This is a genomic window from Streptomyces sp. NBC_00878, from assembly GCF_026341515.1.
In the GTDB taxonomy this organism is placed as follows: domain Bacteria; phylum Actinomycetota; class Actinomycetes; order Streptomycetales; family Streptomycetaceae; genus Streptomyces.
The window spans coordinates 3,425,693-3,448,930 of record NZ_JAPEOK010000001.1; the positions used below are offsets into that span (position 1 = coordinate 3,425,693).

At 69.4% G+C, this 23,238-nt stretch carries 23 protein-coding genes and 2 pseudogenes; 11 read left to right on the top strand and 14 right to left on the bottom strand.

The window, feature by feature from the left end; genetic code table 11:
- Positions 1–12: 12 nt before the first annotated feature.
- The 6 genes and pseudogenes from OHA11_RS14110 to OHA11_RS14135 form a co-directional block, all read right to left on the bottom strand.
- Entirely contained in the window at positions 13–546 is a 534-nt protein-coding gene (locus OHA11_RS14110) for a MarR family winged helix-turn-helix transcriptional regulator (protein WP_266496043.1), read from the bottom strand.
- 144 nt (positions 547–690) lie between these two features.
- The gene (locus tag OHA11_RS14115; protein WP_266496044.1) at positions 691–1,779 is read right to left on the bottom strand and encodes a LacI family DNA-binding transcriptional regulator; all 1,089 of its coding nucleotides are present in this window, start codon (positions 1,777–1,779) and stop codon (positions 691–693) included.
- A gap of 93 nt (positions 1,780–1,872) precedes the next feature.
- Positions 1,873–4,383 carry a beta-galactosidase gene (locus OHA11_RS14120; RefSeq protein WP_266496046.1) on the bottom strand — a complete coding sequence of 837 codons (2,511 nt, stop codon included), beginning with the start codon at positions 4,381–4,383 and terminating at the stop codon, positions 1,873–1,875.
- Positions 4,383–6,149, bottom strand: coding sequence for a beta-galactosidase (locus tag OHA11_RS14125; protein WP_266496049.1), 1,767 nt, complete (start codon positions 6,147–6,149; stop codon positions 4,383–4,385). Before OHA11_RS14125 ends, OHA11_RS14120 begins: the two co-directional genes overlap by 1 nt.
- 72 nt (positions 6,150–6,221) lie before the next feature.
- Positions 6,222–6,896, bottom strand: a pseudogene (locus OHA11_RS14130) (sugar MFS transporter); the annotation flags it as partial.
- A gap of 218 nt (positions 6,897–7,114) precedes the next feature.
- Positions 7,115–7,351, bottom strand: coding sequence for a hypothetical protein (locus OHA11_RS14135; RefSeq protein ID WP_266496052.1), 237 nt, complete (start codon positions 7,349–7,351; stop codon positions 7,115–7,117).
- On the opposite strand from OHA11_RS14135, the gene OHA11_RS14140 reads away from it, so the two are divergent.
- Complete coding sequence (locus tag OHA11_RS14140; RefSeq protein WP_266507151.1) at positions 7,347–8,531, top strand: cytochrome P450; 1,185 nt, start codon at positions 7,347–7,349, stop codon at positions 8,529–8,531. The two genes, OHA11_RS14135 and OHA11_RS14140, sit on opposite strands and share 5 nt — an antisense overlap.
- Positions 8,532–9,012: 481 nt before the next feature.
- Here the strand turns inward: OHA11_RS14140 and OHA11_RS14145 are convergent, their stop codons facing one another.
- Genes OHA11_RS14145 through OHA11_RS14160 form a run of 4 tightly spaced genes read right to left on the bottom strand, consistent with a single transcriptional unit; the run spans position 9,013 to position 10,026 of the window.
- Positions 9,013–9,285 (bottom strand): hypothetical protein, encoded by a 273-nt coding sequence (locus tag OHA11_RS14145; RefSeq protein WP_266496054.1) that lies wholly within the window; start codon positions 9,283–9,285, stop codon positions 9,013–9,015.
- The gene (locus OHA11_RS14150; RefSeq protein WP_266496056.1) at positions 9,282–9,566 is read right to left on the bottom strand and encodes a hypothetical protein; all 285 of its coding nucleotides are present in this window, start codon (positions 9,564–9,566) and stop codon (positions 9,282–9,284) included. The genes OHA11_RS14145 and OHA11_RS14150 overlap by 4 nt, the downstream gene beginning before the upstream one ends.
- Positions 9,563–9,754: a hypothetical protein gene (locus OHA11_RS14155; RefSeq protein ID WP_266496059.1), complete on the bottom strand. Its 192-nt coding sequence runs from the start codon at positions 9,752–9,754 to the stop codon at positions 9,563–9,565. The genes OHA11_RS14150 and OHA11_RS14155 overlap by 4 nt, the downstream gene beginning before the upstream one ends.
- A complete protein-coding gene (locus tag OHA11_RS14160) occupies positions 9,751–10,026 on the bottom strand; it encodes a hypothetical protein (RefSeq protein WP_266496062.1) in 276 nt (91 codons plus the stop codon). Before OHA11_RS14160 ends, OHA11_RS14155 begins: the two co-directional genes overlap by 4 nt.
- A gap of 221 nt (positions 10,027–10,247) precedes the next feature.
- On the opposite strand from OHA11_RS14160, the gene OHA11_RS14165 reads away from it, so the two are divergent.
- The gene (locus OHA11_RS14165; protein WP_266496064.1) at positions 10,248–11,402 is read left to right on the top strand and encodes a helix-turn-helix domain-containing protein; all 1,155 of its coding nucleotides are present in this window, start codon (positions 10,248–10,250) and stop codon (positions 11,400–11,402) included.
- A 237-nt stretch (positions 11,403–11,639) separates the two neighbouring features.
- Here OHA11_RS14165 and OHA11_RS14170 read toward each other — a convergent pair whose 3' ends face one another.
- Positions 11,640–11,780: a hypothetical protein gene (locus OHA11_RS14170; protein ID WP_266496066.1), complete on the bottom strand. Its 141-nt coding sequence runs from the start codon at positions 11,778–11,780 to the stop codon at positions 11,640–11,642.
- 40 nt (positions 11,781–11,820) lie between these two features.
- Here OHA11_RS14170 and OHA11_RS14175 point away from each other — a divergent pair, with 40 nt between their 5' ends.
- The gene (locus tag OHA11_RS14175) at positions 11,821–12,018 is read left to right on the top strand and encodes a hypothetical protein (RefSeq protein ID WP_266507882.1); all 198 of its coding nucleotides are present in this window, start codon (positions 11,821–11,823) and stop codon (positions 12,016–12,018) included.
- 499 nt (positions 12,019–12,517) lie between these two features.
- Here OHA11_RS14175 and OHA11_RS14180 read toward each other — a convergent pair whose 3' ends face one another.
- The gene (locus OHA11_RS14180; RefSeq protein ID WP_266496068.1) at positions 12,518–13,588 is read right to left on the bottom strand and encodes a Ku protein; all 1,071 of its coding nucleotides are present in this window, start codon (positions 13,586–13,588) and stop codon (positions 12,518–12,520) included.
- 62 nt (positions 13,589–13,650) lie between these two features.
- On the opposite strand from OHA11_RS14180, the gene ligD reads away from it, so the two are divergent.
- Positions 13,651–14,532, top strand: coding sequence for a non-homologous end-joining DNA ligase (gene ligD / locus OHA11_RS14185; RefSeq protein ID WP_266496071.1), 882 nt, complete (start codon positions 13,651–13,653; stop codon positions 14,530–14,532).
- Positions 14,533–14,653: 121 nt separating this feature from the next.
- Here ligD and OHA11_RS14190 read toward each other — a convergent pair whose 3' ends face one another.
- Positions 14,654–15,457, bottom strand: coding sequence for a nuclease-related domain-containing protein (locus tag OHA11_RS14190; protein ID WP_266496073.1), 804 nt, complete (start codon positions 15,455–15,457; stop codon positions 14,654–14,656).
- A gap of 90 nt (positions 15,458–15,547) precedes the next feature.
- Between OHA11_RS14190 and OHA11_RS14195 the strand changes: the two genes are divergently transcribed.
- From OHA11_RS14195 to OHA11_RS14225, 7 genes and pseudogenes are all read left to right on the top strand, one after another.
- Positions 15,548–16,054: a protein phosphatase gene (locus OHA11_RS14195; protein WP_266507152.1), complete on the top strand. Its 507-nt coding sequence runs from the start codon at positions 15,548–15,550 to the stop codon at positions 16,052–16,054.
- 13 nt (positions 16,055–16,067) lie between these two features.
- Positions 16,068–16,211: pseudogene (locus OHA11_RS14200) on the top strand (two-component sensor histidine kinase); the annotation flags it as partial.
- A gap of 163 nt (positions 16,212–16,374) precedes the next feature.
- Positions 16,375–16,749 carry an SH3 domain-containing protein gene (locus OHA11_RS14205; RefSeq protein WP_266496075.1) on the top strand — a complete coding sequence of 125 codons (375 nt, stop codon included), beginning with the start codon at positions 16,375–16,377 and terminating at the stop codon, positions 16,747–16,749.
- A gap of 157 nt (positions 16,750–16,906) precedes the next feature.
- Complete coding sequence (locus tag OHA11_RS14210) at positions 16,907–18,403, top strand: FtsW/RodA/SpoVE family cell cycle protein (RefSeq protein ID WP_266496078.1); 1,497 nt, start codon at positions 16,907–16,909, stop codon at positions 18,401–18,403.
- 17 nt (positions 18,404–18,420) lie between these two features.
- Positions 18,421–19,878 carry a penicillin-binding protein 2 gene (locus OHA11_RS14215; protein ID WP_266507154.1) on the top strand — a complete coding sequence of 486 codons (1,458 nt, stop codon included), beginning with the start codon at positions 18,421–18,423 and terminating at the stop codon, positions 19,876–19,878.
- A gap of 57 nt (positions 19,879–19,935) precedes the next feature.
- Positions 19,936–20,460, top strand: a complete 525-nt coding sequence (locus tag OHA11_RS14220) for a DUF3291 domain-containing protein (RefSeq protein WP_266496080.1) — start codon at positions 19,936–19,938, stop codon at positions 20,458–20,460.
- Positions 20,461–20,580: 120 nt separating this feature from the next.
- On the top strand, positions 20,581–21,846 hold the full coding sequence (locus OHA11_RS14225; RefSeq protein WP_266493618.1) for an IS701 family transposase: 1,266 nt from the start codon (positions 20,581–20,583) through the stop codon (positions 21,844–21,846).
- 111 nt (positions 21,847–21,957) lie between these two features.
- Here the strand turns inward: OHA11_RS14225 and OHA11_RS14230 are convergent, their stop codons facing one another.
- Positions 21,958–23,064: a ferritin-like domain-containing protein gene (locus tag OHA11_RS14230; RefSeq protein WP_266496082.1), complete on the bottom strand. Its 1,107-nt coding sequence runs from the start codon at positions 23,062–23,064 to the stop codon at positions 21,958–21,960.
- Positions 23,065–23,238 lie beyond the last annotated feature (174 nt).

Below are 23,238 nucleotides of genomic sequence, written 5' to 3' on the forward strand. Positions count from 1 at the left end.
GGGCGGGGCGGCTCAGACCTCGTGCGTCGCCGCCACGTCCACCCAGCCCAGGGGGTACGGCTCGGCGTCGTCCAACGCCGGGGCCAGGGGTTCGCCGCCCGCCTCGTTGAACGCGGTCAGCGCCTCGACCAGTGCCTCCCGCTGTTTCGGGGTGAGCCGTTCGACGATCGCGGAGATCTCGGCGCGCCGACGGGCGGTGACGTTCGCGACGGTGTGCCGCCCCTCCTCCGTGAGCCGCAGCAGGGTCTCGCGGCGGCTGGCGGGGTTGGTCTGCCGGTCGGCGAGCCCGGCGGCGATGAGCCGGTCGACCATGCGCATGGCGGTGGACGGCGCGACCTGAAGCAGATCGGCGAGCGTGACCAGCTTGGTGTCACCGCGCGTGGCGAGCACCATCAGCATCCGGACCTGCGGCAACGTCACCCGCTCCTCGACCTCGGCGAGCGAGCGCGCCGACACCGCGACAAGAAGGCGGGAGGCGGTCAGCACCGCGTGGGTCACCGCATCGACATCGTCCATGGCCCCGACGGGGGTCTCGCGCTCCGGCATGGATCCTTTCTATCCCGCCGAGAGGCCTGCCCACGCACCGGATCCGCACAGTTCTTCCTGCCCCATGCCCCGGCCCAGGGCAGATGCCCCAGCCAGGCCCCACGCCCACGCCCACGCCCCGAGCCCCGAGCTCCGAGCTCCGGGTCAACGACCCGGCGCAGGCCCCGTACTCCTCCGCACGATCAGTTCGACCGGTACGACCCGGTCGACGGCCGGTTCCAGCGGGCCCTCCAGCTGGGACAGGAGCAGGCGCAGGGAGCGGGTGCCGATCTCGGGGAAGTCGGTGCGGACCGTGGTCAGCGGGGGGAGCAGGTGCGCGGACTCGGGGATGTCGTCGTAGCCGACGACGCTGACGTCGTCCGGGACGTGGCGGCCCGCCTCGTGGAGGGCGCGGAGGGCGCCCAGGGCCATCTGGTCGTTGGAGGCGAAGATCGCGGTGACGTCGGGGCGTTCGGCCAGCCGGCGCCCCAGTTCGTAACCCGAGTCGGCACTCCAGTCACCGAACAGCGGCTCGGGAATCTCGGCTCCCGCCGCTTCCAGCGTGGCCCGCCAGGCCTCCACCCTCCGGTCGGCCGACAGCCAGCCCGTGGGGCCCGCGATGTGCCAGACCGTGGCGTGGCCCAGCGCCAGCAGGTGTTCGGTGGCCATGCGCGCGCCCGCGCGGTTGTCCGCCGTGACAAAGGACGCGTCCTTGCCCAGGTCGTTCTCCAGCACCATCAGCGGGGTGTCCAGCTGTGCCTCCGCCAGTGCCCTGCCCACCCAGCGCTGCGGGGCGATGGCGATCACCCCGTCGGCGCCCTCGGCCGACAGCGTGTCCACGGCCCGTACGACGGTGGCCCGGTCCGCCGTGTCGAGCGCGATGGAACTCACCAGGTAACCGGCCTCCTGGGCCGCCGTGTTGATCGCCGTCAGGATCGAGGCGGGACCGAAGCGCGCCGCGTCGAAGGAGATCACTCCGAGCATGCGGGTTCTGCCGCTCGCCAGGGAGCGGGCGCTGCGGCTCGGGCGGTAGCCGAGCGTGCGCATGGCCGTCCGGACCGACTCGCGGGTCTCGGGGCGGACGGACGGGTTGTCGTTCAGTACGCGGGAGACGGTCTGCTTGGAGACACCGGCCAGGCGCGCCACGTCTTCCATCACCGGGCGCGCGCCCGCGAAGTTGCGCCGGCTGCGGCCCTTGGGGAGGTCCTGGGGAGGGCCTTGGGGCGGCGCGCCGTCACCGGCACTTCGGGTCATGACGGGTGATGTCCTTCGGGCTCGTCCCGGCGGTCGTGCCCCGCCCGGCTGGCCCACAGGATAGGCCGCCGAACGGGACAGCCGCCCGGCGGCTCAGCCCGCCCTCGCCACCCAAGTACGGGCCACCACCCACTCGACGCGCCCGACGCACGCCACCGATCCCTCACCTCCGCCGCTCTGCGCCGCCACCGCTCCCCCGGTGCCGCCCGTCTCCCCCGCCACGTACACCCGGGCGTCCGGGTGGCGGGGCAGCACCCGCAGCCGCAAGCCCTCCTCCCGAAGGGTTTCCTCCCGAAGGGCGCCCTCGGGAAGCCGATCCAGGGCGATGTCCCAGACCCGCCCCGAGAAGAACTGGTCCGCCACGAGCGTGTCCCCCACATACGCCCGCGCCACGTCTCCGGTCCAGTGGACGCGAAGCAACGTGCCCGAACGCGGAAGGCCGTCCGGTACGGCGACGACGTACTCGGCCGCCGCCGTGGTGTCGAAGTACTTGTCGGCCGGGGCGCTGGCCCGCCCCAGCACACCCGTGACCGGCTCGGGGGCCGGGCCCACGGCGGCCCGAACGAGCGTGACCGAAGCCGCCACAAGGGAGTGACCGCCATCAGCCCGCACGGTGTAGCGAGTCAGCACCCCGTCGACCGACTCCCGAACGACCGGCCCAGCCACACCAACCACGTCAACCACACCAGCCACCCCACTCACCCCACTCACCCCCATCACCACAGGCGCCCGCTCCGGCGCAGGCAGTACAGCGAACGACGGTTCCCCGACCCCCCGGCTGTGCACCCGCACCTCGCCCCGACCACCCTCCGCGTGCTCGTCGAAGACGACCCCGTCGCCGCAGAGCACCAGCCGCTCCGCTCCCCACGCGACACCCCGGTAGACGGTCCGCGCGGTCAAGGCGTCCAGCACCAGCAGGCCGACCCGGTTGCCGTCCGTCGTGATGACCTCGACGAGGGCGTCGGTGCCGGGCCGCAGCCCGGTGATCAGGACGCGACCGCCGACGGAGGTGACCTGCCGCGTCGGCGCGTAGACCGACTTCACCGTGCTGGTGTCCAGGGCGAGTTCAGGGGCGATCCCGTCGACGGCGGCCAGCACCAGGACCGTACGACCGTCCGCGTCGACCGTGCACACGGGCTGGGCGGTGGCCCAGTCGAGCCGCAGCCCGGCCACGTCGAGCCGTAACGGCCAGCAGAACGAGGCACCCTGAGGGATCGTCACCGCCGTGCTGGGAAACGTCAGTTCACCGGCGTCCGGGAACTCCACCGTGAACGACGTGTCGGGATGGTCCGGCAACGGCTCGTGCGGCTGGTGGTTGTTGACGAAGAGGAACCCGGAGTGCCCGTCGGCACGGACCGCCCACCTGAGCGTCTCCCGGTCGTGCTGCCCGGCGGGCCGCCGCTCGGGAAGCACGGACTCCATGGGCGCGATCAGATGACCGAAGTCGGCCAACATCAGGTGCTGCAGGCGCAGTTCGTCATAGGTGGGCCGGTACTGGCCGTACTCGCCGAGCGGCGCCTGGAAGTCGTACGTCAGGACGGGGAGGTCGTTCGGATAGCCGGTGGCGTGGGACTCCTGCAACGAGGTCCGCTCCCCGGCCGGGTTCGTACCGCCGTGGAACATGTAGTAGCCCTGCCACACCGAGCCGCAGCCGATCTTGGTGAGGCCGAGGGCACCGATGTCGGAGGCCTCGACGCGCGGCCTGCGGTGGTAGGCGACCGCCATTCCACCCCCCAACTCGCAGGTGGCCCAAGGGAATCGGTCGACGAGGTCCGCCGGTTCGGCACCGCGCACCGACGTCGGACGCAGGTCGGCGCCAATGCCCTCGTCATCACGCTGGTGGGTGAAGAAGAAGTGCTTGCGGCAGGTGTCGGGCCAGCCGCCGTCCGCCTCCGTCCAGAACGCCTCGGGGTAGCCGCCGTACAGCGGAAGCAGTTCGTCGGGCGGGAGTTGGACCCCGCCCCACGCGGTGGACGTCCAGAGCGGGGCGCTCAGACCGGCCTCCTCTGCCATGCGCTTCAGCGTCAGCAGATGGCCGGGCCGGTCGTACAGCTCATTCTCGATCTGGATCGCGACGATGGGACCGCCCTGCGCACGCTCCAGGCCACGTAACTGCCCGGCGATCGCCTCGAACCAGGCACGTACGGGGGCCAGGTAGGCAGGATCGTCGGTGCGCGGGGCACAGGTGCGGGCCAGCAGCCAGTCGGGCAGGCCACCGTTCCGCACCTCGGCATGGGACCAGGGCCCGATGCGCGGAACGAAGTCCAGACCATGACGGCCACAAAGCGCGGCGAAGCGCCGCAGATCCAGGTCGCCGTCGAAGCGAACGTGACCCTCGATCTCCTCATGGTGGATCCAGATGACGTAGCTCGCGACGGCCGTCACCCCGCCCGCCTTCATCTTCAGGAGTTCCTCCTCCCAGTCCCGGGCCGGGTAGCGGCTGTAGTGGAACTCGCCGGAGACCGGGAACCAGGGCCGCCCGCCCCGGGTGAGGTACCGGCTGGTGACCTCGATCGGATCGGCGACGCCGGGAGCGTCGGAGAAGGGGAGATGGCCGACCAGCGGAGATAAAGCGGGCGAAGGAACACGCACGTGATGGGGCATCAGGGCTTCACCGGGCCAAGGTCGGGCGTGTCGGTGAGCAGCGCGCGAAGACCGATCGTGGCCTGCGACTCCAACAGGACCAACTCATTGGAGCCCGGCCGGAGTACGGGTGCGGGGACGTACAAGGTGCGCTGCGGACCACGGTTCCAGTAGCGGCCGAGGTGGAAGCCGTTGACCCAGGCCTGGCCCTTGGTCCAGCCGGGCAGGGAGAGAAAGGTGTCGGCGGGCCTGCGGACCTCGAACGTGCCCTGGTAGAAGGCGGGACCAGCGTCCGCAGGCGCCTCGGAGACCGGAGCGAAGGACACCGCGCCCAGATTGTCCAGGGACAACGGATGGCAGTCCCAGCCGTGCAACGCGATGCCATTGAACGCGACAGGACCGAGCAGCCCCTTGGCCGCACCGATACGCGGACCGTAGTTGACACCGCCCATGTTCTCGACGAGGACGTCCAGCGTGGCGCCGTCCCGCGGAAGACGCAGGGGCAGAGCCTCTTCGTGGCGTTCGCGTTCGAGTACGCCGACGGGGGCGCCGTCCACGAAGACCTGGGCGCGGTCACCCACCCCACCCACGAAGTGCAGCACACCATCACCGTGAACGGGGACCGTGGTGCGGTAGAGCACATACCCGGCCAGCAGGCCCAGCTCCTCCGCCGTCACCGGGTCGGCGTCGACACGCACAGGCTTGGCGAGGGCGCTCACCTGCGGCAGCAACGAGGCCCGCCGGTCCAACTCCACGGCGGTGACCGGGAGTTTGCGAGACGTCGCCGGAGCCGGCTCCTCGGGGACTTGCGCGTGGCGGGCGATCACCTCGCGGAAGGCGTGGTACTTGGGGCCGGGGTCGCCGGACTCGGTGAGGGCGGCGTCGTAGTCGTACGACGTCACGATCGGCTCGTACGCGTGGTCGTGGTTGGCGCCGTTGGTGAAGCCGAAGTTGGTCCCGCCGTGGAACATGTAGATGTTCACCGAGGCCCCCGCCGAGAGCAGCCGGTCGAGGTCGGCGGCGGCATCGGAGGCATCGCGCACATGATGCGGCTCGCCCCAGTGGTCGAACCAGCCGATCCAGAACTCCGAGCACATCAGGGGCCCTTCGGGCTGGTGGGCCCGCAACTGCTCCAGAGAGTGCACGACCCTGCTGCCGAAGGTGGCGGTGGCGAGGACACCGGGCAGACCGCCGGCCGCGAGGTGCGCCGGGTTGGCCTGGTCGCAGGTAAAAAGAAGTTCCTCGATGCCGCGTGAGCGCAGGGACCGGGCGAGGTGTTCGAGATACGCGGTGTCGTCGCCGTACGCCCCGTACTCGTTCTCGACCTGTACGGCGATCACCGGGCCGCCGTTCGCGGCCAGTTGGGGCACGATCGGAGGCAGCAGCAGGTCGAGATAGCGGTCGAGCGCGTCCGTGAAGCGGGGGTCGCTGCTGCGCAGCCGGATGTCGGGGTCGGTGGTGAGCCAGGAGGGCAGGCCGCCACCATCCCATTCCGCGCAGATGTACGGGCCGGGCCGCAGCAGGACATGCAGGCCCTCGGCGCGGGCGAGGCGCAGATAGCGCGGCAGGTCGAGGAAGCCGTCGAGGGCGAGGGTGCCGGGCTCCGGCTGGTGGAGGTTCCACGGCACGTACGTCTCCACCGTGTTGAGGCCCATCAGACGGGCCTTGCGGAGCCGGTCGGTCCACTGGTCGGGGTGGATGCGGAAGTAGTGCATCGCACCGGAGATGATGCGGAACGGCTCACCGTGGAGGAGGAAGCCGTCGGACGACGTCGTCAGAGCGGACATACGGGTAACTTCCTTTCGGTTCAACCGAGTTCAGCCGGATCCGGTCGTGCCGGACCGGAACGGAAATGTTCTTCAGCGGATATGGCCGCCGACGGCCCGCGTGGCCCGGATCAGCCACACCGTGGCGGCCAGGCACAACGCCGAGACGGCGCTCAGCAGCAGAGGCACGGCCCGGACACCGGACCACTCGATGGCCCGGCCGAGCGCGGGCCCGGCCGCGACACCGCCGATCATGGACGCGGCGATGACCACCGCGCCCGCTCTACGGGCCCGCGGAGCCGCCTTGTTGAGCCAGGGCAGCCCGGCGGGAAAGATCGGCGCGATGAACAGCCCGACACCGGCGTACGCGTAGGGAGCGAGCCCCGGCACAGCGGCCAGCAACAAGCAGACGGTCATACCCGCACAGGAGACGGTGATGACGACCGGGGCGGAGTAGCGAAGCGCGATCGGCGCCACGAGAAATCGACCGAGAGTCATCATCAGCCAGTACGCGGAGGTGGCGGTGGCGGCAACTCCGGCACCGTAGCCGACGGTCTCCAGATGGGTGGGTTCCCACCCACCGACACCCGCCTCAATACCCACGTGCAGAACGTAGAGAGCAACAAAAACACCAAGTACGGACCCAAGACTGCGCCCAAGAACCTGCCCCCCTCCACCGCCACCGGCCCCCGGTTCACCATGGGCCGGATGCGGCACATGATCACGAACACCCTTGAGACAGACGAGCAACGGCAGCTCCACGGCGGACGAATCTGTCACGCGGTCACTCACGCGAACTCCAGTCGACGGCCCACACTCCCATGGGCGACGAGCCACCCCAGACACACCCGGGAGCGCTACAAGCACCATGATGTTACCGGTAACTCAGCGCGTCAAGATTCCGCCCCAAGACAGTGCGGCGGGGCCACGCCCCTCTGACCCCTTCAGCTCCTCCAGCCCCTCCGACGTTCGACGAGCGGGGTCCGTCAGGACAGCGTGGTGTGCAGGGCCGCGTGGAGGCGGGCCGTGTCCGTCCAGTGCTGGTTCCTGGTCGGCGGCACGCGCCAGTGCGGACCGGGGGCGTACGTTCGGTGCCGGGGCGGGATGGCCACGTGGGAGCCCGTACCAAGGATCTGGGCCGGAGGGAGCTGCCAGCCGGCGGCCTCGCCCGGCGGGACGAGCCAGTAGAGGACGCCACTGCCGCCGTACCCGTCCCCGATCACGGCTCCCGTGCGCGGCCCGGTGACACGGGTGGAGCTCCCTGGCGGTGTGGAGGCCTGGGCCGTCAGCCGTACGGACCTGCTGAAGAGGCTGCTCACCGACCCGCGGGTGTCGAAGGACCCGCGGCAGCACTGGCCGCTCTGGATCAACGGGGAGATCTCCCCGGAGTGGCCGCTGTTCACGTGGGTCGCCGTGCAGAACATGTTCACGGCGTACGGCGGCGAGCACAAACGTCTGCGGGCCCTGGTGTCGAAGGCGTTCACCGCTCGCCGGGTGGCCGCGCTGCAGCCACGTATCGAGGAGATCACCAAGAGTCTGCTGGACCGCATCGACGAGGCCGGGCGGCGGGGCGAAGTCGTCGATCTGCGCGAGGAGTTCTGCTATCCGCTGCCGATCCAGGTGATCAGCGAGCTGTTCGGACTGCCCGAGGAGAAGGGCGCGGAGCTGCGGGCCGTCGTGGACGGCGTCTTCAACACCGCCGCCACCCCGGAGGAGGTCACGGACATCTACACGAGGCTGTACGCGGCCCTCGGCGAACTCGTCGCCGCCAAGCGGGAGTTACCCGGCGACGACCTCACCTCCGCGCTCATCGCGGCGCGCGACGACGAGGGCGGCACGCGGCTGAGCGAGCAGGAGCTGCTCGACACGCTGGTGCTGATGATCAGCGCGGGGCACGAGACCACGGTCAACCTCATCGACAACGCCATCCACTTCCTGCTCAGCCACCCCGAACAGCTCGCGCACGTCCGTGCGGGGCGTGCCACCTGGGACGACGTGGTCGAGGAGACCCTGCGGGTCAAGGCTCCGGTCGCCAGCCTGCCGCTACGGTACGCCGTCGAGGACCTGGCGGTGGGTGAACTCGGTGGCCCGGACGGTCTGGTGATCGGCAAGGGCGAGGCGATCCTTGCGGCGTACGCCGCGGCCGGGCGCAGCCCCGAGGACCACGGGACTGACGCCGACCGGTTCGACGTCACCCGGCTGGGCAAGGGGCACCTGGCCTTCGGGCACGGGGTGCACTTCTGCCTCGGCGCGCCGCTCGGCCGCATGGAGGCGCGTATCGCCCTCCCTGCCCTTTTCGAGCGCTACCCGGACCTCCAACTCGCCGCGTCCGAGACGGAGTTGGCCCCGGTTGCCTCCTTCATCTCCAACGGCCATCGGTCTAAAGCGGGTCTTCGAAGTTGAGCGGTGCGCAGCGGCGAGGCCGCTGGTCCGCACCTGCCGCCAGGGCGACGTTTGGAAGGTTCGGGACAGTTCTGACGGCTGCCACCAGGCCTTACGGAGGCCGCGAGTGTCCCAAATCTTCCAGTTACCCGACGGGCCCACCGCTCAACTTCGAAGACCCCGTAAGCGCGGTTGCCGCACGGTGACCGCATTCGTGTGTCGTCGTACGCTGCGGACACACATCCCGCCGCACCCCCTCGGGCCGGTGGGGGACGACCGACCTCGGCCCCCGGTAGGGGCGCGGGGAACTGCGCGAACAACCCACGACCACCCGCCCCCCACGTCTGAGGGCATGAGATGGCCCCCGACCGCAGCCGAAGCGTGTGCGGTCGGGGGCGCTACCCGCACCGGACGGGGGAGGCCGGTACGGGGGCATGCGTTGCTGCCCTTGCGCCTCGCGGCGCCCAGGAAGCGGCAGCCATCCGGTGTGGTGCGGGGACGCTCAGACGTCCTGGGCGTCCTTCTCGCCATAGGGGTTGCCCTCCGCCGGAGTCACACACCAGAACGTCTCCGCCTTGACCTTGAACCGTCGGTGATCAGGGTTCAGACCCGTGTGCTTGAGTGCCCAGACCTCCACCGGCAGACGCTCGTTCTCAGTGACAGCGGGCTCCGCCCCGCAGGACGAGCACACAACGGAGTAGACGCCTTCCGGGGTGTCGTCGTCGGTGTCCGCCCCCAGGGTCCATGCGGCGGCCTTGATGATCGAACGCGTCACAGCGCCCTCCTGCTCTGCCGGTTCGCCTCGGCCACCTTGGCGCTCAGTGCGTCGGCGGCCTCAACCGCTTCCCGGCAGTCCGGTGCGTCCCTGGGCACCGGGTGGCCGTCGAGGGCGCGGCACAGGGACGCGTGCAGGTGCTCGGCTTCGACCAGGGAGAGCAGAAGCTCAGCCTCTGTCGCCTGCTCCCCGCTGCGGGACAGTCGCAGAGGGACAGCCACCCGGCCGTCGTCGGTGCGGTGCGCGCCGCTGCCCGGAGTGCCTTCGATACCCAAGGTCATGGCGTCCTCCCAGTCCGCGCGAGGCGGTATGTGCCCCACCGTTCCCGTCCGGTCTCGCAGCCGTCCTGAGCCTTGTGCTTGTCCTTGCAGTCGGCGCACTTCTTCGTGTGCTCGAACCACAGGCGATAAGCGCGCAGCATGGGCAGTTCGGCGTTTCCCGCGCGCGACTCGACGCTTCCCGTACTCATCGGCTTGCCTCCGCGAACTGCCGTACAGAAAAGTCCTGTTGGTGTTCCTCGGGAGGGAGAATGTAGGCGCGTACGAGTGTGCTCGTCTCGCCCTGGGCGTGTACGGCGTCCAGCGGGGCGGGGGTGCGTCCGGCGCGGCGCAGACGGGCGAGCACCAGTAAGGCGCCCCAGATTTCCGGCGACGGCTGCATCGCGTGCGCGGGCGCCTTCGCGGGCTGGTCGGGGATGGAGTGCGTGCCGGGCTTCCGGGGCCCGAACAGCAGGGCTCTCACTCATTCGAGTGGGCGTGATAGGACGGACATCGTTGGCGCTCCTTCGCAGCGTCGACCATGCCCCCGGCCGGTCGCACGGCGCGGGGGTGCTCTGTTGCAATTGGTCAACGCGCCCGCCGGTCCGGCGACTTGCACACTTCTTGCACAGGTGCCGGGCGCGTTGCAGGCGCCTTTGGGACCATGGCACGTGAGGACGTCACCGAGCGGGGAAGACGCAAGGTATGAGCGCTACACAGGTACCCGGACCAGGCGCCAACGTCGCGGCGCGTCGGAAGGATCTCGGGCTCAGCCAGGTCGCCATAGCCCGACGGGCGGGAGTGTCGGTCTCTCTGCTGAGCAAGATTGAGGTGGGGGACCGAGCGCTCACCCAGGGTGTAGGCGCAGCGCTGGCCCGTGCAATGGATCTCACTCTTGATGAACTTCTGGGAAGCGCCCCGGAAGAGAACCTGAATGAGCTGAACTACGCCATTCGTAGGTTCGATATCCCAGGGGAACCGCCGGAGCATCCTGAGCGGCTGCAACAGGAAGTCGATAAACTCAACCAACTCCGCTGGAATACGGAACTGGCTCGGATTCAAATTCGTCTGCCGTCCCTCCTTGCCAACGTGACGAGTCATGCCCACCTGACAGGAGAACCGAGGGCATGGACTCTGGTAGCGGATGTGTATGGAGTCATCTACTGGCTGGCCGCGCGCCACAGGTGGATGCACCTGGCTGAACTTGCCACAATGAAACAACGAATTGCCGCAGAGAGGGCGGATCCCATTGCGGCAATCGTCGCGGCTCGTGATGACGCCGGCACGTTCCTCAACTCCGGCGACTTCACTGGTGGATTGGCCATCATTGATCGGGCGGTTGTTCAGGCAGAATCGACGCTCACCGGACGAGAGCGCGCATTCGGGCTCGGCGTTCTGCACCTGCGAGGCTTGACCCTCGCCGGACGCCTGAAGGACAAGCAGACGATGAAGCGTTATGTTGAGGCGGCATGGCGAGCGGCTGACGAATTTCCCGAGGAAGTCGCAAAGCATGGTATGCAGTTCGGCCCCGAGCAGACGGCTACCCATGTCATCTCGACTTCCTCAGACATGGACCAGCACCGTAAGGCACTGGACACCGCCGAAGATCTGATTCGGGCGGGCATGACACTTCCGGCGAACCGAGTAGCCCCGGTGTATATGAACCTGGGCCGGTCCCAGCTAGCACTAGGGGACCAGGACGGCACTATTGACAGCCTGGAGAAGGCTTGGGCCGCCGCCCCTGAGATGGCCAATGTGCACCCTACAAGTCTGGAACTGACGCGCGTTCTCGCTTCTCAGCACAAGCGCAGTAACCCGCGATTGACCAACCTCGTAAAGAAGGCTGGGATCATTCTCTGATACATCCGTCGCGCATGAAGATATGCATCTACCGTGCCCGTAGGTTCCGCACAGGCCGCACGTGAGGTTGGGTCCTGCGCAGCCGTCAGTGCGGCATACAGCGATCACGGCTGCCGCCTCTGCTGTGTGGCGAACTGCATGACGAGGGAGCCCAAGCGGGCGCACGGGCCTCCGTCTTCGAGCGCGTGTCATCGAAGGCCGAGTGAGCCCGTATCGCGCGGCGTCACGCGGAGATCATCAGCGGCCGGAGTGGTGCGCGAGCCAGTCCATGGCGGCCTCGCCGGTGTTGAGGACGGAGATGTGTCCGTCGTCCGGGCTCAGTCGCAGTTCTGCCGCGGGGCAGTGGCTCGCGAGCCACTGGCTGTGCGAGCTGGGCACGACCCGGTCCTGGCCGCCGTGCAGGAAGAGGACCGGCGCGATGACCTGCCCGGGGTCGAATCCCCGCGACCACCAGGTCGCCGAGCAGTCGAAGAATTACCGGTACTCCACCAACCATCAGGTCGTCATCCATGCCAAGAGGTGGAAGATTCTCCGCGACTGTCGCCTCAAGGGCGACGGTGTCGATCACGCCATGCTCAGCATCGCCCGCCTGCACAACCTCGCTCCGACCAGCTGACACATACCCAACAAAGCCGCCGCCTGCCGAAAATTCGCAGCGATTGGCCGATCACTATGACCGAGAATCACGGTCCCGCAAGGCGCTCACACCGTTGACATGGGCGAAATGCTGATAAGCATGAGCCTGGCGGCGCCCATCGCGAAGCCCCCGGGTAGCCGCCCCTTCGATCCGATGCGCTTCGGGATTGAGCGGTAACCATCGTCGCTCCCGACGTACAAGCAAGTTCATGGCGACGGCCAGAATTGACGCCACGGCCGCCAGCGCCACCACCACGTAGCCCATCTTCCTCCGCAATCGCCTCAGACAGTCGTCATGATCGGCGAAACCCGGCTTCGCTCGACGAAGACTGCCTGACCACCGTACCCACCTGGTCACTCGACGTGAACGGCAGGTTCCGGCATCAAGACTCGGCTGAACTCTGCCGTCTTCCGGCAACGCCCAGCCAACCCAGTCTCACTTCGCTCCCGGTGGGTGCGTCGGACATACGGGACAGCTTTTAGGCCGAGGTTCTCTTGTGCGGGGCGGTTTTTTTGGCCGCGGGCTTCTTCGTGGCTGTTTTCTTGCTGGAAGCCGTCGTGGCTTTCTTTGTTGCCGCCGTTTTCTTCGCGGCCGTCTTCTTCGCAGCCGCCTTCTTGGTCGTGGACGTCGACTTCCTGCCGGCGGCCTGCTTGGGCGCGGCCCTGGAGGACTTGCGGGCGGGCGTCTTGCGGAGGGGCTTGACCTCGGCCGAGGCCGCGGCCTTCGCCTCGCCCGCTCCCTCGTCCCCGCCCGCACCCTCGCCGCGCGCGACCCGCGCCTGCCGAACACTGCTCTCCAACGCGGCCATAAGGTCAATGACCTTGCCGCCCCCCGTCTCCCCAGCGGGAACAGCGGGCATCTTCTCGCCGGAGGCCTTCGCCGCTATGAGCTCCTCCACCGCCTCGCGATAGTCGTCGTGGAGCTCGTTGAGGTCGACCTCCCCCAACGTGTCCATCAACGCGTCCGCGAGGTCGAGCTCCTTGTCCCGGACCGTGACGCTCACGTCTGGGGCGACACTCTCGGGCGCCCGGATCTCGTCCGGCCAGAGCAGCCCGTGCATCGCGATGACGTCGTCGACGACCCGCAGCATGCCGAGCCGCTCCCGCCCCCGCAGGGCGTACTTCGCGATGGCGACCTTCTGGCTGCGCTTCAACGCCTCCCGCAGGAGCGTGTACGGCTTGGCCGCCGGCACCCCGTTCGCCGCGAGGTAGTACGCCGTGTCCATCTGGAGCGGATCGATCCGGTCGGCCGGCACGAAGGCGACGATCTCGATCGTCCGGGCGGTCGGGATGGGCAGGGATGCCAGATCGTCGTCAGTGATCGGGATGATCGAGCCGTCCGCGTCCTCGTACGCCTTGCCGATCTCGGGCGCCGACACCTCCCGCTCCTCCAGCTCGCACACTTTGCGGTAGCGAATACGTCCACCGTCCTCCAGATGGATCTGACGGAAGGAGATCGAGTGGCTCTCGGTCGCGTTCACGAGCTTGATCGGGATGCTGACCAGGCCGAAGGAGATGGCGCCGTTCCATATGGATCGCACGTGCAGCACCTTTCCACTCGGTTGAGGATGGATTCATGCGTTTGATGATGAATCCATGGGATTGTCATCGTATGACGGCAATCACGGAGGTGGAGGGGCGAAGGCTCGCGCTGAGCAATCTGGAGAAGGTCCTCCATCCGGCGACCGGCTTCACCAAGGGCGAGCTGCTGCACTACTACGCGACGACCGCCGAAGCCCTGCTGCCTCACCTCCGCGACCGGCCGCTGTCGTTCCTGCGCTACCCGGACGGGCCCGGCGGCCAGGTCTTCTTCGCCAAGAACGTGCCGCCGGGTACGCCCGAGTGGGTCACCACGGCCGAGGTGCCGCGGTCGGAGGGACCGGCCCGGATGGTGCTGGTCCAGGACCTCGCGAGCCTCGTCTGGGCGGCGAACCTCGTGACCGAGTTCCATACGCCGCAGTGGCTGATCGACGCGCCGGGCGAGGCCGACCGGCTCGTCTTCGACCTCGACCCGGGGGCGCCCGCGACCGTCGTCGAGTGCTGCGAGGTCGCGCTCTGGCTGCGGGAGCGGCTCGCGGCGGACGGGATCGAGGCGTACGCGAAGACGTCCGGGTCGAAGGGCCTGCATCTGCTGGCGGCGCTGCGGCCGACGCCCTCCGCCCGGGCGACGGAGTACGCGAAGGAGCTCGCGATGGAGGCGGAGAGGGCGCTGCCGCGGCTCGTCGTGCACCGGATGGCGCGCAGCCTGCGGCCGGGCAAGGTCTTCGTCGACTGGAGCCAGAACGTGGCGCGGAAGACGACGGCGGCGCCCTACACGCTGCGAGCGCGGGCGGAGCCGACGGTGTCGGCGCCGGTGACGTGGGCGGAGGTCGGGGAATGCGGGTCCGCCCGCGAGCTGACCTTCCTGGCCCCGGACATCGCACCGCGCCTACGGGACCACGGCGACCTGCTGTCCCCGCTGTTCGACAAGGACCATGCCGGCCTCCTGCCCTGATCACGGCCGACCGACCTCGGCGCAGCCCACTCACCTCAGCCCAGCCACCTCAGCCCAGCCCAGCCACCTCAGCCCAGCCCAGCCACCTCACCTCAGTCCAGGCCAGGCACGGATCGCGGTCTCACACCCGCGTCCACGTATGCCGATCCCGGGCCATCGCATGCAGCGCCTCGACATCCGCCGGCTTCAGGGTCCCGCCGAGGCGGGCCAGCATCGGAAGGTCCGTGTCCGTCAGGACGCGGGCCTCCCGCAGCGGGCCGGTGACGTCGAGGGCGGACGGGCCGAAGACCGCCAGGACCGGGCGGACCTCCGCGGTCAGCGCGTACGAGGCGCGGTTGGCGTCGGCGCGGACGGCGCGGAGCAGCGGGGACGGCTCGCGGCGGCCGATCGCGACCATCGGATCGGACACGAGGACCCGCTGCTTACGGGCGTACAGAGCGCGGACGGCGAAGAGCCCGCCCGGGCCGATGACGAGATGGTGGATACGGTCGCCGCCCGGGAGCGGAACCGAGTGCAGGGTGCGCCAGCCCGCCCCCTCCAGCCGGTCCAGGGCCTCCCCGACCGCCTGCTCCGCCGCGAGCCCCCGCCGCCGCGGATCGGGCCGCATCCGGCGCGGAGCCGCCGGTTCGCGGTCGAGCGCGATCTGGAGCGCCTCGCCGGGCCGGTTCGGCGCGAGGTCGTCGTCCGGGTGCAGGGACAGCCGCGCGAGCTCCGCGGGCGTGGGCACCGGCGGCGGCCCCACCGTCACCGCGCCGGTCAGGAACGGTCCGAGCACGTCGAGCACGTCCTCGCGCCGCTCCTCGCTGAGCAGGTTGACCCTGGCCGCCTCTCTGTCGTACCAGGCGACGTTCCTGCCGTCCGTGAGACAGACGTACAGCCGCTCCTGGCCCTGTCGCCAAGCCGGTATGACGCGCAGTTCGTTCATGCACCATCACCCCACGACCATGGGAACAGGCGGGGTGCTCCAGGGGCAAGAAGCCGGTTACCTTTGGGAGCAGTGGAGTGGGAGGCGCCGTTGCGGGCTCGCAGGAACCAACCCGATGCACCGGCCCCGGACAGCCCGTGGAGCGAGATCGTGCCCGGCCTGTGGATGGGCGGTCACGAGTACATGGGCCGGACCGGGGAACCGGAGTTCGCCGTCGTACGAGACGAGTTCGACCTGGTCCTGACCCTGCTGCGACTGCCCGGCCACGGCCCCGACCCGGGGGTGGAACACCATGTGTGGCCGATCCCCGACGGGCCGTTGGACGGCACCCAGCTGGCGGGTGTGATGCGCCTCGCACGGACCGCCGACGAGGCGCGCGACGAGGGCCGGCGCATCCTGGTCCGCTGCTACCACGGCTACAACCGCTCGGGCCTGGTCGTCGCCCAGGCCCTGATCCGCGCGGGCAGCACGGCCGAGGACGCGATCCGCCTGATCCGCGCCCGCCGCTCCCCGTGGGCCCTGCACAACGAGCTCTTCGTGGAGTACCTCCGGGCGGGCCTCGACACGGCCCGGCTCCTGGAGGAGCTCGCCGAGTAGCTGAGCCGGCCTGCCGCAGCGGTTCCGTACCGAGGGTGGCTCGAACGGGCACGGGCTGGGGCTCACCATCGCGCTGGGGCAGGCGGGGGTGTTGGGGGCGAGGCTCTGTTTCGCGAACGCGATGGATGGTGGAGCCCTGGCGACGCTGACGCTTCGCCAGGGCTCCGGTCGACCGACAGAGTTCGGGGCTGCGGGGCCCCTGAGCAAGTCGGCGATGAGCAGTCTCTGTCTCCGATGGCCCAGTGTGACGGGCGGGCGCCGCAGGCTGCTCCTAATGTGGCGATTAGTCAGCTCTGCCCACCTTTCTGGAGGAGCCAGCAATGTCCCTGCGTACCGCTCTCATCCGCCTCGGCATAGTCGCCGCCGGCAGCGCCCTCGTCGTCGGAGCCGTCGGCCCCGCCGCCGCGAACGACGACTGGGGCCAGAACAACGGCAGCCACCACAGCGGCAGCCACCAAAGGCTCTACAAGGGCGTCGTCACGGCGCCCGGCGGACTGAACCTCCGCGACAGGCCGACCCGCAGCAGCGCCATCATCGGCTTCGTGGGCCACGGTGAGCAGGTCTCCATCTTCTGCAAGGTGAGCGGCGAGAACGTCAAGGGCAACAACCTCTGGTACCTCCTCGCGGACGGCACCTGGGCCTGGGCGACGGCTCGCTTCATCGACAACATCGGGCCCGCCCCGAGCTGGTGCTGAGTACTCCGCTGATGCTGAGTACTCCGCTGGCGCTGAATGCTCCGCGGGCACACGTCGACCGCCCCGCACTCCCGCAGGGGCGGTCGACGTGCACCCGAGGAGCATGTTTGACCCCATATAGCGGGACATTGAGTGACTCCCTTGCTACGTTCCGGACATGCTCTCGCCCGGAACGACAGTGCAGGCGGACCCGCCGGCTCCCGTTGTACGCCTCCCCCGGCGCCGTGGCATCGAGTTCAGCCTCATCGTCGTAGCCGTCCTGCTCTCCGTGTACGGCTACTGCGCCGTCGGCATCGCCAGGACCGGATCCGTCCCGCCCGGCGCCGCCGGCTACGGCGCCGGGCTCGGCGTACTCGCGCTCCTCGCGCATCTCGCGGTGCGTCTGCGGGCCCCGTACGCCGATCCGTTGTTGCTGCCGATCGCCGTTCTGCTGAACGGGCTGGGCCTGGTGCTCATCTACCGGCTCGACCTGGAGACCCCGGCCGACCGGGCGGCGCCGACGCAGCTCGTCTGGTCGACGCTGGGCGTGGGCCTGTTCATCGCGGTCGTGGTGCTGCTGCGCGACCACCGCGTGCTCCAGCGCTATACGTACGTGTCCGTCGTGACCGCGCTCGTGCTGCTCGTCCTGCCGGTCTTCTTCCCCTCTGTGAACGGCGCCCGGATCTGGCTCAGGATCGCCGGATTCTCCATCCAGCCGGGCGAGTTCGCGAAGGTTCTGCTGGCGGTCTTCTTCGCCGGCTATCTCGCGGCGAACCGCAACGCCCTGGCGTACACCGGGCGTCGTGTCTGGCTGCTCCAACTGCCCACCGGGCGGGTCCTCGGCCCGATCGTCGCGATCTGGCTGCTGAGCGTCGGCGTGCTGGTCCTGGAGCGGGACCTGGGCACCTCGCTGCTCTTCTTCGGCCTGTTCGTGGTCCTGCTCTACGTCGCCACGGGCCGCACCGGATGGATCGCGGTGGGGCTGCTGCTGGCAGCGTGCGGTGCCTTCGCCGTCGGCTGGCTGGAGCCGCACGTGCACAGCAGGGTCGAGGACTGGCTGCACCCGTTCGCGTCGATCGAGGCGGGCCGGGGCCCGAACCAGCTCGCCCAGTCCCTCTTCGCGTTCGCGGACGGCGGACTGCTGGGCACGGGGCTCGGCCTCGGCCACTCGATCCTCATCGGCTTCGCCGTCAAGTCGGACTTCATCCTGGCCACGGCCGGCGAGGAACTGGGCCTGGCGGGCCTCTCCGCGATCTTCCTGCTGTACGGACTCCTGGTCGAGCGCGGCTACCGGGCGGGCCTCGCCCTGCGCGACCCCTTCGGCCGGCTGCTCGCGGTCGGCCTCGCCTCGATCGTCGCCCTCCAGGTCTTCGTGATCGCGGGCGGCGTGACGGGGCTGATCCCGCTGACCGGGATGGCGATGCCGTTCCTGGCGCAGGGCGGTTCGTCGGTCGTCACCAACTGGATCATCGTGGCCCTGCTGTTGCGCCTCAGCGACTCGGCACGCGGCGGACCCGAGGCGGCGAAGGCCAAGGCAGAGGCCAAAGCAGAGACCAAGGCAAAGGCCAAGGCAAAGGCCAAGGCCAAGGCCAAGGCCAAGGCCAAAGCACAGGCCGGAGGAAACGCCGAAGGCAAGGCCGGAGGAGAGACCGAAGAGGAAAGGGTCGCGCCATGACCGGGAACGGCCGCCCCATGACCCGGTACATCCGGCACGCCGCCGCCTTCTGCGCCCTGCTCCTGCTCGCCCTCCTCGTCAACGCCACCCGCATCCAGCTCGTCCAGGCCCGCTCGTACGACGAGAACCCGGCCAACCGCCGGCACACGATCGCCCGTTACGGCCAGCCGCGTGGCGACATCCTCGTCGGCGGCAAGCCGGTCACCGGCTCCAAGGACTCCGGCGAGCAGTTCCGCTACGAACGGACGTACAAGAACGGCCCGTTGTACGCGCCCGTCACCGGCTTCGCCTCGCAGGTGTACGGGACGAATCTGCTGGAGGACACCGAGGACGACCTGCTGGCGGGCACGGACCCGCTGCTGTCGCCGCTCCCCCTGTGGAACGACCTCACACGGGCCCGCAACCCCGGCGGCGACGTCGTCACGACCCTCGACCCGGCCGCGCAGCAGGCGGCGTACGCGGGACTCGGCGCCCGGCGGGGCGCGGTGGCCGCGCTCGAACCGTCCACCGGTCGGATCCTGGCACTGGTCTCCACCCCCTCCTACGACCCCGAGGAGCTCTCCGGTACGGACTCTGCGGTGGCCCGGGCGTGGATGCGGCTGAACGAGGCGGCCGACAAGCCGATGCTCAACCGGGCCGTGCGGCAGACGTATCCGCCGGGCTCGACGTTCAAGGTGGTCACCGCGGCTGCGGCGCTCGACTCGGGAGTGGTGGAGGACGTCGACGAGCCCACGAAGTCCCCGGACCCGTACCGGCTGCCGGGCAGTTCGGTCCGGCTGGTGAACGAGGTCGAGGGGTGCGCGGACGCGTCGCTGCGGTACGCCTTCGCATGGTCGTGCAACACGGTCTTCGCCAAGCTGGGGGTGGCTGTGGGGGCGGCCGCCATGCGGGCCAAGGCGGCCGAATTCGGCTTCAACGACCGGCAGTTGAGGATCCCTTTCGGGGTCTCCCCCAGCACCTTCGACACCCGGGTGGACGAGGCGCAGCTCGCGCTCTCGTCCATCGGCCAGTACAACACCCGGGCGACGCCGCTGCAGATGGCGATGGTCGCCGGGGCCGTCGCGAACAACGGCTCGGTGCGTACGCCCCACCTGGTGGAGCGGACGACCACGGACGACGGCGACACGGTGTCGGCCACCGGGCAGCACACGCTCCGCCAGGCCATGAACCCCGCCACCGCCGTACGGCTGCGCGAGCTGATGACGGACGTGGTGGAGCGGGGCACCGGTACGCACGCCGCCATCCCCGGTGCCACGGTCGGCGGCAAGTCGGGCACCGCCCAGCACGGCATCCACAACTCCGGTACGCCGTATGCCTGGTTCATCGCCTGGGCGAAGGCGGACGACTCGATGGAACCGGCGGTGGCCGTGGCGGTCGTCGTCGAGGACGCGGAGGACGAGCGGGGCGACATCAGCGGGGGCGGGGACGCGGCGCCGATCGCGCGGGCCGTGATGGAGGCGGTGCTTGCGCCGTAATGTCCGCTTCGCGAGACGGGGGTGTTGTTCGGTTCAGGACCGTCCTACCGTTCGGTCATGACTCAGCCCACAGCCGCGTACGAACTCGCCCAGGTCAACATCGCCCGGCTCAAAGCACCCCTGGACTCACCGCAGTTGAAGGACTTCGTCGACGCCCTCGACCCGGTGAACGCGGTCGCCGACGCCTCCGACGGTTTCGTCTGGCGTCTGGAGAGCGACTCCGGCAACGCGACGGACGTGGCCGTCTTCGGCGACGAGTGGCTGATCATCAACATGTCGGTGTGGCGGGACACCAATGCCCTCACCGCGTTCATGTACCAGGGGCAGCACCGCGAGCTTCTCGCCCGGCGGCGCGAGTGGTTCGAGCGGGTCCAGGAGGCGATGACCGTCCTGTGGTGGGTGCCGGCCGGGCACCGGCCGACGGTCGCCGAGGCGGAGGAGCGGCTGCTGCATCTGCGGGCGCACGGGGCCACGGCGTACGCGTTCACGCTGCGGACGTCGTTCCCGGCCGGGGAGGCGGCGCCGACGCCCCTGTCGGAGGAATCCCGGGTCCTCCCCGACGTGGAGGAGTGCCCGGTCTAGGCCCTGTCGTCAGATTCCGTCGTTCGCCCCAAGGGACTTTGCGGACACGGCCTAGTAGGGCTTGGTCAGGTCGGTTGTTGTGGTGCGTGTCCTGCGGGCCCGGTGTGGCGTTGAGAGTGTGTGACTCCGGACGAGATTGCTGTGGTGCGTGGTGAGTTGGAGACGTTCGCGGCGGAGGTGTTCGAGCCGTTCGCGCGCAAGGATCAGCGCCGGTGGGGGCAGGTTTATGTGCGGGGGCTGCTGACCGACGGGCAGCGTAAGTCGGTCGAGCCGATGGCCGCCCGGCTCGGGGAGGACGGCAATCGTCAGGCACTGGCCAACTTCATCACCACCAGCCCCTGGGACCCGGCGCACATCCGGGCCCAGCTCGCCTGGCGGATGGAGGAGACGATCGGGCCCAAGGCCCTCATCTTCGACGACACCGGGTTCCTCAAGGACGGGATGGCCTCGGCATGCGTGTCGCGGCAGTACACCGGCACCGCGGGCAAGGTCACCAACTGCCAGGTCGGCGTCTCACTCCACCTCGCGTCCGACCACGCCTCGGCGGCGGTCAACTGGCGGCTGTTCCTGCCCCGGACATGGGATCCCGCCTCACCGGAGGCCGATGCGGACAAGGTCGCCCGCCGCACCGCCTGCGGCATCCCGGACGATGTCGGGCATGTGGAGAAGTGGCAGCTGGCCCTGGACATGCTCGACGAGACCCGCTCGTGGGGGATCGAGGTGCCGCTGGCCGTCGCGGACGCCGGATACGGCGACGCTGCCGCGTTCCGGCACGGACTGCAGGCCCGCGGCCTGAACTACGTGGTGGGGATCTCCACCACACTGTCGGCCCAGCCCGCCGACGCGGTGCCGGTGGCCGGGCCGTACTGCGGGACGGGACGCCCGCCGCTGGCCAAGTATCCCGACAAGCCGCGGTCGGTGAAGGAGCTGGTCATCGCGGCGGGCCGGAAGGCTGCCCGGCCGGTGCAGTGGCGAGAGGGCTCCCGGCCCGGCACCGGCCGCTTTGGCCGTAAGCGGATGTACTCCCGCTTCGTGGCCTTGCGCATCCGGCCTGCCGGACGCGAGGTCCGCCAGGCCACCGACGGCCCGGAACTGCCCGTGTGCTGGCTGCTGGCCGAATGGCCCGCCGGTGAGAACGAGCCGGTGCAGTTCTGGCTGTCCGACCTGCCCTCCGGCATGCCTCTGACCACGCTGGTCCGCCTCGCCAAACTCCGCTGGCGCATCGAGCACGACTACCGGGAGATGAAGCAGGCCCTGGGACTTGCCCACTTCGAGGGCCGGACCTGGGGCGGCTGGCACCACCACGTCACCCTCGTCTCCGTCGCGCACGCCTTCTGCACCCTGCAACGACTGGCCCGGGCCCCAAAAGACCCAGCACCGGCCTGAGCCTCTACCAAGTCGTCCGCGAGCTACAGACACTCCTCGCCCTCTGGACCGGTGCCTGCCCCACCTGCCACCGCAACATGCCCACACCGATACGAATCTGACCAAGCCCTACTAGGTCTCCGCGCCGGCCTCGATGGCCTGCTCCACCTCCGCGACGCGCGCCCGTTCCTCCGTCGCGAAGCGTTCCGCGTCCAGTTGTTCGGCGAGTTCCTCGTCCTGGGCCATGAGGAGGTCGAGGTTGGAGTTGCCCATGTCGAAGACGCCCATGTCGACGTAGGCCTGCTGGAGGCGTTTGCCCCACAGGCCTATGTCCTTGACGCAGGGGACTATGCGGGAGAACAGCAACTGCCGGAACAGTGCGAGGAATTCGGACCGTTCGCTGTACTCCTCGGCCTCCGCCTTGGGGATGCCGAAGTTCTCCAGGACCTCGACACCGCGCAGCCGGTCGCGCATCAGGTAGCAGCCCTCGATGACAAACTCCTCGCGCTCACGGAGTTCGGCGTCGGTGAGCTGCTTGTAGTAGTCGCGCAGCGCCATGCGGCCGAAGGCCACGTGGCGGGCCTCGTCCTGCATGACGTACGCGAGGATCTGCTTGGGCAGTGGCTTGTCCGTGGTGTCCCTGATCATGCCGAACGCGGCGAGGGCCAGGCCTTCGATGAGGACCTGCATACCGAGGTAGGGCATGTCCCAGCGGGAGTCGCGAAGGGTGTCGCCGAGGAGCGACTGGAGGTTGTCGTTGACCGGGTAGAGCATCCCGATCTTCTCGTGGAGGAAGCGGGCGTAGATCTCCGCGTGGCGGGCCTCGTCCATGGTCTGGGTGGCGGAGTAGAGCTTGGCGTCGAGGTCGGGGACCGATTCGACGATGCGGGCCGCGCAGACCATGGCGCCCTGCTCGCCGTGCAGGAACTGGCTGAACTGCCAGGAGGCGAGGTGCTTGCGGAGCTCGCCCCGGTCGCGGTCGGTCATCTTCTCCCAGTGGGGCGTGCCGTGGATCGAGATCGACTCGTCGGGGGTACCGAGCGGATCGTACGGATCCACCTCCAGCTCCCAGTCGATCCGCTTCTGACCGTCCCACTGCTTGTCCTTGCCCTTCTGGTAGAGGGCGAGCAGGCGGTCGCGCCCTTCGTCGTACTCCCAGCTGAACCGTGCCGCGCCGGTCGCGGGCACCTGCCAGAGGGGGCCTCCGGGGTCCTTGGCGTACAGGTCGTAGGTCGGCATGTCTCGCAGGCTCACACGTAGTAGACGGCGGGTCAACAAGTCGCGCGGGAGGGATTGACGGGCTTGCTGACAGGCAGTCTCATAAGGGGTGACCGACGGTAACTCTGAGGGCTTCCTCCCGTACGACGAGGTGGGCGACGAAGTGAGCGGCAAGGCGGGCAACGAGGTGGGCAC